Here is a 10,278-nt window from a genome sequence, read left to right as displayed (position 1 = left end):
TTGAATAAAGGTGATGCTTTGGAGGGTTTTCCCAAGTCCCATATCATCAGCCAGGATGCCGCCGAACCCGTAATGGGCGATCATCTTCATCCACTGAAAGCCTTTCTTTTGATAGTCTCTTAAGATCGGGTCAAGTTTGACCGGGATTTTAAATTTCAATCTGGCCGGATGACGCAGAGTATCGAGAAATTCCCTAAATGATTTTTCTATTCTGAAACCGTTACTTCCATCTACATTATCCAATAGTTCCAGACATTGGTTCATAGGCAGGTCCAGTCCGTTCGCCAAGGACTCGGAATTCACTTCCGCCCGGGCAATGAAGCGCTGGATTTCTTGTGCTTCTTTTGTTTCGAGAGACATCAGGGACCCGTTTCGGAGACGGAAATACTTTCTTTTTTCCTCAAGTGCTGACAACAGTTCGTGAATATCTTTCTCCGCTATTCCCTCCATATCGAACTTGAACTCAAGCCAGTTGGTTCGTTCCCGCTTCACCTTCACTCTTATTTGCGGTTTTGTATCTTTCCTGAATATTCGATTTCTTACGGCAGTCGTAGCATAAATACGAACGGATCTTTGGAGTTCAGGCATTTGATAATAAAGAAAATCGAATTCCAACTCTTCATTATGAAGAAAATATCCTCCCTCTGTCCGGGCAAATGAACTGATTTCCATGATACCCAAGATTTCATCTTCCTTTTCGATATCGCGGACGACCAATGAACCGATTGGACTTTCTCTCTCTTCCAGCGGATTGAAGACGAAGTGGTCATACTGAAACTCGATTCCTGCAAGGAGTTTATTATTCACACGGTCCAGGTAGAGTTTAGCAACCAGTGGAGTTTTTATGTATTGATCAGACAATGTCTTTGAGATCCTGACCTTTCCAATTTTTTTAAGGTGAGGTGCCACTTTCTCAAGGAAAAAGGTGATTTTGTCGTTTGGAATGGTTATTTCATTTGTGCTGGATGCTCCTAGCATGGTTTTCAGTTCGGCAAGTCTGCTGCAGTCAGTCTCATTCAATTCAACGATCTTTCCTTCGTAAAGAACGGAATGATAAGGCTTTGCTATAATCATTTGCGAAAACCCGGAAATACTCAACGTGAACCGTTTGTCGCCAGTTTTGTCAAATTCAAATGTCAGAGGCAATGCACTGAGTGATCTTTGTATGCCCGGAAACGTTTCACCCAGATATTCAACCCTCACTCCAGGAGCCTCAAGTAGTAAAGGGAATATGTCTTTCCATGACGTCGGAGGTAGGAGAATTGTTGAATCCACCGTATTAACTTGCCCGGTGAGTTCTTCTGTGTAAATCTGTTCATCCAGCAGTACTTTGATTAACTCTCTTATTATGGCATCTGCATCTTTTTTGAAACAATAGTCCTTTGTTGTATATATAAAGTTTTCGGTAATCTTAAAAGGCCTTCCCTGTTTCAGCAATTTTAGAAATGACCTTATGTCTTCAATCGAGTGATTGTTGATTTTCAATTGAATTCCAATTAGGTTTTCTCCTCCACCAATTGAGACAGGCTTACATATAAATTCAGTATCAACTGCTTCCCTTGTTTCAAAGTGTCGTTGTTCACCGCTTGAACGGCTTATTCTTTGGTTGAACAAAGTGAAAAAGTCTTCAGTCAAATCACTTCCGGATGTTTGTTGTATTTGTTTGATGGCAATCAATGCAGCAGCGACATGCTGACAAGAAAGATCGAACGATGCAAGCTTAGGACAGCTGCACTCTGTCTGGAGATTTCCATCTGGATTTTGTTGAATCACGACATGAAATTGTTCACCTGCGTTTACTATCGCTTTATATTGTTGTTCATTATCTGTTTCTATCTTGACTTTATTGGTTCGGAAATATGTCTCCCCTCTCTTAAAGGAAACGGTACCGCACATATCCTGTATGATTTTATCGTTAAGCTTGATATTCATGGTTTGCTCCTTTTTGCACTTTCTGACGACATTGAATATGTAAATTGTATCATATCTATGGATTGTTTCATTTAGATTGATCGGTTAGGAGACAAAAGAGCCTCCCCCTTAACGGTACAGGGGAAGGCTTCTTTTGATGTCATTCATATAATTATGTATATTTCCAAGTTAGCTGTAAAGGTGATAATGCTGCAGCAATAGAAGAACGATTACTTTTCTTCGCCGGTATATATCTGGAATGTCACTCCGTATTTGTCAACGACGCATCCGTAAAGCGGGCTGAAGAATGTTTTCTGCAATGGCATTGTGACTTCGCCGTCTGCCTTTAAACCATCAAACAGCTTTTTTGATTTCTCAGGGTCGTTTGTTGTAATGCACAGAGTGACTTGGCTTCCCGTTGAGTGAGACTGTCCTGGGAATGTGTCACTGAACATTATTTCAGTTTCTCCAATCTTGATCGTGGCATGCATAATGCGGTCTTTAGCTTCTTCCGGCAAAGGAAACTCAGGATTATCGGGACTTTCACCAAAAGACTGCGAATAAAGGATCTCTGCATCCAGGGTCTCTTTGTAAAAATTGATAGCTTCTCTCGCATTGCCGTCCATCACTAAATAAGGAAATACTTGTACTGTCAATGTGATCAGCTCCTAATATAGAATTATCGCATTTTAAAACTTTATCCTACATGTTTTCTTCCTGCATAAGCATTTCAAGTTTCTTCCATCACCCTTTACAATTCCATCATACTACACGGAACAAATGTTCGCAATATTAATTTGGGTTTATTTTTTGAAAATAGTATAGTTTCAGATAATAAATCACTCTTCATTATCAATCCTTCTATTTTAATCGTATAACAGCAATAATCTTTCCAATAATCCGATATTTCATCCTGCCGCTGGTCTATCAAATGAACTGGCCTAATAGGTATAAGTAAGACATCTATACCTGGAGGTGCTCAAATGCACGGTACGATTGAAGTGATTCCCTTGAATAAAGTGATAGGCTCTGAGGATTTGTATAGAGAGTCCAAAGCGGTTAGCTGTTTAAAGGCTGGTGTGGTCAGAAGGATTTGTTTTCGATTATGTGAGGATTTTTCATTAACCACGTATGATATAGACGGAGGATTTAAGAAGTATATTAATGTGGAAGATGATTCATCTGCCACATTTACAGAGCGAGAAAGGCTGTCGTTTCACACGATGTATGAAATAAAGGATTCAGTAGTGATTGAAATTGCCGGGTTGAAACGGGAAGCGACAGTCGATTCCATAGAGGTGAATTGGACCATTAATAGCTGTATCATCACATACGGGATAAAAGATCTGACCGAAACGGTATACTATGGAATCCCTGAAAATTTATTGATGGGGTGGAACAAAGAAAGGGCTGAGTAGTTCGTTGATTCCTTCGTATATTGATAATCAAATTATCTCTTAATATTCCTGTGTACCGAAGGACGAAAAATGCTTTTTATGTTACCCTATTTTTAAAAAGTATGTCGGGAGGAATAGTTTTTGTCTGTTACTATTGAAACGAAAATGGTGAATATTGCTGGAGCCATCCTAAGCTTAAAAGAGGAGATGGTCTCACAGCGTGCCATTGATAATAAAGATAACTACTCGAAAAAAATAAGTGAAGATTTAAAGGTATGGCGGCAGAATCTTATTGATATTTATGCACAGTCAATCACCAGGGAACTTAACATTTCATATGCCAATCTTCAAAGTTGAGGTAGAGAGGCTGTTGATTTATTAATAGAATTAGATCTCCCGCTCGACATCGCGATTGATGAGATTCGTAATTACAGAGACCAAATCGGCAATATCATTAAAAAAGAAGCTGCGATACAAAAGCTGTCATACGATGAATTCTATGAGGTTCTTTCGCGATTTAATTCAGTGGTCGATCGTGCGGTGCACTGGCTAAGTATCTCTTACAGCAAAAGTTATTATGCCAGATTTCATGCAGCTGAATCGGCAGCACTCGAACTGTCAGTACCTGTCATCAAAGTGACGGATACGATAGGTATTCTGCCATTAGTAGGCGATATAGATACTAAACGTGCCCATGAATTAATGGATAAAGCACTTATAAAAGGATCAGATCTGGCATTGGATCACATTATTCTTGATTTATCAGGAGCCCCAATCATCGATACAATGGTGGCTAATCGCATTTTTAAAGTGATTGATGCTCTTGGGCTTTCAGGAATCAGTGCGACTTTGACTGGTATCAGACCTGAAATTGCCCACACGATGATCAACCTCGGAATTAATCTATCAAATATTCCTATTTATTTAAGTCTTCATATTGCAATGAAAGAATTGCAGAAGTAAAAAGCAAGCGTGTCTCCGGTTAGAATGCCGGGGACTTATTTGTATAGAAAAAGCTTATGTTGGCTATAAATCAGGAAGCTTTTTGGCGCGGTTTTTACTAACTTGTATCACTTATAAAGGAGCGGCCAATTCCACCTTCATTCGGTCCGGATCTTCAAAATATACTGCATAGTGGCCATTTCCCCCAGCATAAGGATGCTTGTCTGTATAAAGGATGGATACCCCTTTTTCTATCAGTTTGGTTGTCATTTCATCAACATGCTCTCTGGAATCTGCATGAAAGGCAAGGTGATTCAAACCCGTACAGCTGCGATGATAAGGTCTATCCAGAAACCTTTCTTCCGTCTGTACAAAGACAATATAGGTGTCACCCAATTTCCAGCTATGTCCACTATCCCACTTCTGAAAAGAGTGGTATCCGAGTTCCTCAAGCAGCCACCCCCAGAATTTAGTAGACTTCCTTAAATCGGAGACGTATAATTCGATATGATGTAACAGTCCTTTTCCCACTTGTCTTCATCCCCTTTCACTATTTACTACCTAATTCTACCATGATAACAGAATTGTTTGGTATTTGATGTTAATATTTCTGGATAAACTGTTTTCGGAGGCGATGGAATGAATAAGAAGTTAATAGGGGAAATCATTGGCTGGCCAGTTGTCGGGATTGCAGCTTATCTACTATTTTTTAAGGGGCTGACTGCCATTAATCTATTCATTCTTTTAATGGGAGCAGGTGCGATACTGCTTAAGTTTTCATGTAGGCAGAATGATAGTCGTTGTAGTAAAGAGAACTGTTTTTTAGGTTTTGCTTTTTGTACACCGATAAATAAGCCTCAAAAAAGGGAACTCCTGCTGCAGGAAGTTCCTTTTATTTCAATCATAATATTTTATCACCTCAAACATACACGCCAATAGAAGCAGTGGTAACTTACTTTCTTTAGAATCGATAAAAATTTTTCGTGGCGGCAGCTTCTTTTGGTAAGTAATGCTCGCTATATCATATCCGTTCTTTTTAATTTTCATTTCATTTACCTTGCGGTGATCGGATACAGTGATGACTTCACCCCTGTATGAAAATGAAAGTTTGATTGTGGACTTCTTTTTTGACTGACTTTCGATGGTAATTCGTTCTGATTGTCCATTGCTTATCATTTCTGCTTCCCAGCCGCTGTAAAGAAATTTAGTTTCATTTTTGATATGTTGTAAATGAATTTGCAGGTTTCCATTGTGACTTTCTGCTGTTATCTTAATGTGCCTGCGAGGGGAGACGAATGAAATAAGCTGTTGAATCATGCTGTCAAAATTACGTTTTACGTAACCCACATAGTTTGTCTTTACATCTATAATTTCCGCAGGATGTGCAGATGACCTGAAACGATTCTCATAGTAGACCGCTTTTTCAGCCAGCTTTCCGTCCCCGCCGGTCTGCAGCCCTTTCTCATTTCGAGTCACCCAATATCCGATTCCGACAAATAGAATAAACACGATCAAGACCATTATGTAGAACCATCCTGGTACAATTTCTGTTCCATACATATGTTGCGCCTCCCTCTGTGCCTGATTTGGATTTGAACTAAATAAGTTCTTCCGAATCTTAGAAAAACCTGTTAGTAATCATACCACAATCAACATACAGTCCAGGAAACCTTGTCAGTCACCGTTGACATTGATTTCCACTGAAACGAATTAAGTATTGGATATATTCTCCATTTCATTCCGGCGACCTTGGCAAATTTACAGAATCTCATCCAATGCTTCATTTATTGTTGGATATTTAAATGTGAAACCTTCATTTAAAAGCCTTTCAGGAATCACCCATCTGCTTTTTAAAATCAGTTCGGTTTCTGTTCGGATAAATACGGCACCAATTTCCAGCATCCAACCTGGTGATGGGAGACCGATACTTTTATTCATTTTGGCTCTTAGTGTTGACATAAGCTCATGATTCGAAATCGGATCAGGCGAAGAGCAATTGAAGACACCTGTTAATTCTTTCCGTTCATTAATGAAGAGAATGATTCTATAAAAATCCTCGATATGAATCCAACTGAACATTTGAGTTCCTGGTCCTTGGATGCCGCCCAGTCCGAACTGGACCAGTTTTTTGTATGGCGTCATGACACCGCCATCACTCCCTAGTACGATTGCGATTCTTAGTGCTGCCTGTCTTGTGTTGGGCAATTCGGATGAAAAGAAGGAACGTTCCCATTCTTTCGCTACTTCGACAGAGAATCCTGATCCGATTTCTCCAGCAAGTTCTGTCATTGGTTTATCGTCAGCATGTCTATATATCGTAGCCGTGCTCGAATTGATCCATAAACCTGGCGGGTTGCTGCATGCTTTTAGAGCTCTCCCCAGGATTTCAGTGGTTTTAGTCCGGGATTCAAGAATTTCTTTTTTATTACGATCATAATAACGGCAGTTGACCGACTTTCCTGCAAGATTAATTACCAGTTCTGCTCCTTCTAATGCATCAATGATTCTGTCGACTTCTTGCCAAGTGACATGACTATCATTTCTAGAAATGATAATCCCTTCATAACCATCTCTTAAGAACTTCTCTGATATATATTGACCCACAAAACCTGTCCCTCCAGCAATAACGACTTTTTTACTCATGAAACCTCTCCTCCCCCAAATATATTTGTGAATATTTTCACATTAAGTATACCATAAGTATCCATTTATTATTTTATAGGTTTGAAAACTCATCCCTTCTTAGATACGATTACTAGCTTGTGAGTTTTCATTTTAATGGGCTGATGACTTTACTGGTTACTAATCCGCAAGCAAGTTATTGACATTCAATTTCCAGATCATATGATGAAAGCCATCTCCCCAATAATCCTTCATTACATAATCGGGTTCTCCAAATTTTCCTCTCCAGATAGCTTGAGCGCAGCGGTAGCCACTGTCCAGACAAAATTCTTCTACGCCTATATATTGGAGAGTCCGGTACATTTCCTGCAATAGAAGATTTCCTATCCCTTTCTTTTGATATCCCGGTGACACAAATACAGTTCCTACCTCTTTTAAATACTGAAAGGTATTATTTGTGCATTTTAAGATGAGCTTACTGACTTGACCGTATTCAATTGTTCCGATGATTTTGTTTGCCTCAACAGCAATAAGGAAAAATCTATGTTGACCATTACTTTCAAAATCATTTTCTAAATTAGTTTTCTTTGTCTTGATTTCTTCTTCCATATCGTTAACCTGATCTTCTATCCCTTCTTTCCTGAACGTATCAGTGATCACTTCTCTAAAGAACCGATGTAATTCCTTGATATCTTCAGATTGCGGTCTCCTTATCTCCATATTGAACCTCCCTATGTACAATAATTTTTGTGAACTATATATGACTTGCAATTTAACAAATTAAAATAGTCTAACATGTTATACGAATTTGCGAATAACTATGAATCATCACCTGATTTGAATGAGTGAAGAGTCTTTTCTCTTTCCTGTAGATCCTTTTAGTTCAACTTAATCTATAACACCAGGTTTTTATTTTTCTGTGTTCCTTTTAAATCTAAACCCAAACAACCACATCCAGTTTGTGGTAAAACCAACTCATTTTAATATAATAAACTTCCTCTGCACTATCAAACTATTTTCAGAAGAATGGGATATATATATGAACTTAGCCGTAAAAAAATAAGATTATTATCGTTCCACCGCTTGAAAGTTACCCCCCCTTCCAAATGTTTATTCCGGAAAGCTTACTCTCATGTTTTTCCTAGTGTAAGTTAAAAAAAAGAGTCTTCCAGCGGTCATCGCCAGAGACTCCTCTTATTATCAAAAATGCGGCAGGTTATTTAAATTATTTTCTTCAATTCCGTCAGGTTCGCTGCGTATGATATCCCTGCCGTATCTGTGAAAGACATCCACATGTGCAAGCTTTCCTGCTTTTGCTTCATCGAGCGCAGTTAAATAATCCAATTCCCGCCCGCTTTCTGTCTTGAATGCAATAATATCATCATCTCCGTTTTTTCGGATGGCTACGATCTTCTCTGCACCCCATTCCACGGATTGTGAATTTTCCTGTTGTAGTTGGTTGGCTCCATCTTGCTTGTACTGTTCAAAGATTTGTTCATAATTTTTGTCCTCCATCTGATTCACCTCCAAAACATATGTTTAGTATGTGCAGGAAGAATGGGATTTATTTAATGAATAAGGTTATTTTGGGAATGAATATATTGATCTATGAAGAGAAATCATCATTTAGAATGTCAGGGATTTTCAGTCTGGCCATTTCATTCAGACGGATTCGAATTCTCAAATTATCACTAATAGTCGGTAAAATGTGACTTATAGTCAGTAATTTAACTAAATGTCCGACTAATTTTTTATCTCCAAAATCTCAAAATTTGTCCAATTCGTCCGATGTGTGCCTTATTAAAGCAATAAAAAAGATCCTTCCCTTAAAGGAAGAACCTCAACACTTATTTATCTTGAAACACTTTCTGCGCCTGATACTGGAATCCCAAGCATCGGTAATTTTGTTTTTGATACATTTCACGAGGAGTGTCTTCACCATCGGCAACCAGGATAATCGTTTTGTCCTTGAACCTGTCCATCACATATTGCTGGACACTGGTGCCGATACCTTTCCTCTGCCATTTTTCAAGAACAAAGAATCCATCGATTTCAGCGGTTTCTTCCTCAATGATCACATCTGCTGCACCGGCGGGCTCCCCCTTGTAATATGAGAGCAGTTGTACAATGGATGGATCATTTAATTGTCTTTTTTGCAGAGCGATTTTTTGATCAGCGAAATCTTGACCATACGCCAGATCTTGTTCATATTGAAGTGCAATGAATTTGTCAAATTCATCTTCAGAGACTTCTTTTACTATGACGTCTTCATTTTCGGATACCCTTCTGAAATCTGAAGGGTCAATGGAATAAAGTTCCATGAAGCCGGTATCGATCCCTTCCAATTTTAAATAACCTGCGAGGTCATCGGAAATTTCCATATTAGGGGGAAAGTAGAATTTTATATGCTTCTGTCCTCTGCCTTGGTGAAATTTTCTCAAGTACGCCTTCCCCTCTTTAAACTCTTTTAATGTAGGCATCTTCTTGAATTCTAAAAAATTGCTGTCATACCGAACAAGCATTTCCGGGTAATGAACATGTTTATAAACGTCATTTTCTTCGATAACTTCTCCAATTGTGTAAATATTTTCAAAAGTAATTTCTCTCATGGTTATATCCCCTTGGGTTTGTAGTATTATCCTATATCTTATATTAAATATAGAATTATACTAATAATTCAACTTAATTTTATATGATTGTGAAATATTAACTATGTATTAGGAGGGATTGCCATATTAGGATACACTCTATCTGAGCTGGTTAAAACTGAACTTTATATTTGGTTAGCAAACACACTTATTTAATTCATTCGCTTGATAATTTACCAATCCAACCATTTCAAAATAATGATGGATAAGAATATGATCGCGATGATAACGACATCATAATGACTTATGAGTTTTGTAGTTTCTTTCACTTTTAGTTTATATTTTTTTTGAATTTTTAATGAGTCTTTCTTATGGCTGCCCATTGTTTGACCCCCCTACAAAATTCTAAAACGACTTGGATTAAATTCTTTACACATTTTCCAGTCAAGTTCTTACACCAATCCTTGTGTATGAATTTAAATGCGGCTTGTTGAAAAAAAGTCGAAACTCATCCTGATATCTTCCTGTATTGGCAGCTCTTTTGCGTTACAATATAATTCCAAACTTTAAATGCCAATATAAAAAACCAAGTTCACTGCACCTCATCTTATTTCTTTATAGGGATTTTATTGAATATAGTTACTTTATCACAATATGAACCTCATAAAAATGAATATTCTGAAATTTATATTTGCAATTCCAAATTGAGACCGCTCACTTTCTCTTGCCTTTTATTCATTCTATTAAAAGCATTACAATAACCACGGAAAAAGAAAAAACCTATTCTTTCCACTCCTTGAGAAGAAGTTTTATCGAAA

General features: G+C 38.1%; 13 protein-coding genes. 4 read left to right on the top strand and 9 right to left on the bottom strand.

Annotated elements, in window-relative coordinates:
• Together HP456_RS00840 and HP456_RS00835 are read right to left on the bottom strand one after the other, a co-directional pair.
• Positions 1-1,932, bottom strand: a 1,932-nt coding sequence (locus tag HP456_RS00840) for an SNF2 helicase associated domain-containing protein (RefSeq protein ID WP_172248119.1), incomplete at its 3' end; no start/stop codon positions are given.
• Between the two features lie 209 nt (positions 1,933-2,141).
• The gene (locus HP456_RS00835; RefSeq protein ID WP_172248115.1) at positions 2,142-2,567 is read right to left on the bottom strand and encodes a VOC family protein; all 426 of its coding nucleotides are present in this window, start codon (positions 2,565-2,567) and stop codon (positions 2,142-2,144) included.
• Between the two features lie 327 nt (positions 2,568-2,894).
• Here HP456_RS00835 and HP456_RS00830 point away from each other — a divergent pair, with 327 nt between their 5' ends.
• The 3 genes from HP456_RS00830 (at position 2,895) to HP456_RS00820 (ending at position 4,271) form a co-directional block, all read left to right on the top strand.
• Positions 2,895-3,329 (top strand): hypothetical protein, encoded by a 435-nt coding sequence (locus HP456_RS00830; protein ID WP_172248114.1) that lies wholly within the window; start codon positions 2,895-2,897, stop codon positions 3,327-3,329.
• A gap of 120 nt (positions 3,330-3,449) precedes the next feature.
• On the top strand, positions 3,450-3,665 hold the full coding sequence (locus HP456_RS00825) for a hypothetical protein (RefSeq protein WP_172248113.1): 216 nt from the start codon (positions 3,450-3,452) through the stop codon (positions 3,663-3,665).
• A 183-nt stretch (positions 3,666-3,848) separates the two neighbouring features.
• Positions 3,849-4,271 (top strand): STAS domain-containing protein, encoded by a 423-nt coding sequence (locus HP456_RS00820; RefSeq protein ID WP_172248112.1) that lies wholly within the window; start codon positions 3,849-3,851, stop codon positions 4,269-4,271.
• Between the two features lie 111 nt (positions 4,272-4,382).
• Here the strand turns inward: HP456_RS00820 and HP456_RS00815 are convergent, their stop codons facing one another.
• A complete protein-coding gene (locus HP456_RS00815) occupies positions 4,383-4,781 on the bottom strand; it encodes a VOC family protein (RefSeq protein WP_172248111.1) in 399 nt (132 codons plus the stop codon).
• A 108-nt stretch (positions 4,782-4,889) separates the two neighbouring features.
• Here HP456_RS00815 and HP456_RS00810 point away from each other — a divergent pair, with 108 nt between their 5' ends.
• Positions 4,890-5,189 carry a hypothetical protein gene (locus HP456_RS00810; protein WP_172248110.1) on the top strand — a complete coding sequence of 100 codons (300 nt, stop codon included), beginning with the start codon at positions 4,890-4,892 and terminating at the stop codon, positions 5,187-5,189.
• On the opposite strand, the gene HP456_RS00805 is transcribed toward HP456_RS00810, so the two are convergent.
• From HP456_RS00805 to HP456_RS00780, 6 genes are all read right to left on the bottom strand, one after another.
• Positions 5,148-5,810: a tubby C-terminal domain-like protein gene (locus HP456_RS00805; RefSeq protein ID WP_172248109.1), complete on the bottom strand. Its 663-nt coding sequence runs from the start codon at positions 5,808-5,810 to the stop codon at positions 5,148-5,150. The two genes, HP456_RS00810 and HP456_RS00805, sit on opposite strands and share 42 nt — an antisense overlap.
• Before the next feature lie 198 nt (positions 5,811-6,008).
• The gene (locus tag HP456_RS00800) at positions 6,009-6,893 is read right to left on the bottom strand and encodes a TIGR01777 family oxidoreductase (RefSeq protein WP_172248108.1); all 885 of its coding nucleotides are present in this window, start codon (positions 6,891-6,893) and stop codon (positions 6,009-6,011) included.
• Between the two features lie 159 nt (positions 6,894-7,052).
• The gene (locus HP456_RS00795; protein WP_172248107.1) at positions 7,053-7,592 is read right to left on the bottom strand and encodes a GNAT family N-acetyltransferase; all 540 of its coding nucleotides are present in this window, start codon (positions 7,590-7,592) and stop codon (positions 7,053-7,055) included.
• A gap of 480 nt (positions 7,593-8,072) precedes the next feature.
• Complete coding sequence (locus HP456_RS00790; RefSeq protein ID WP_172248106.1) at positions 8,073-8,387, bottom strand: DUF3892 domain-containing protein; 315 nt, start codon at positions 8,385-8,387, stop codon at positions 8,073-8,075.
• 332 nt (positions 8,388-8,719) lie between these two features.
• Positions 8,720-9,481, bottom strand: coding sequence for a GNAT family N-acetyltransferase (locus HP456_RS00785; protein ID WP_172248105.1), 762 nt, complete (start codon positions 9,479-9,481; stop codon positions 8,720-8,722).
• A gap of 212 nt (positions 9,482-9,693) precedes the next feature.
• Entirely contained in the window at positions 9,694-9,843 is a 150-nt protein-coding gene (locus HP456_RS00780; RefSeq protein WP_172248104.1) for a hypothetical protein, read from the bottom strand.
• Positions 9,844-10,278 lie beyond the last annotated feature (435 nt).

The sequence above is a fragment of the Bacillus haikouensis genome, assembly GCF_013179555.1.
GTDB lineage: Bacteria > Bacillota > Bacilli > Bacillales > Bacillaceae_B > Rossellomorea > Rossellomorea haikouensis_A.
Note: the sequence above shows the minus strand (reverse complement) of the source record. Positions and strands in the feature narration are given on the sequence as shown.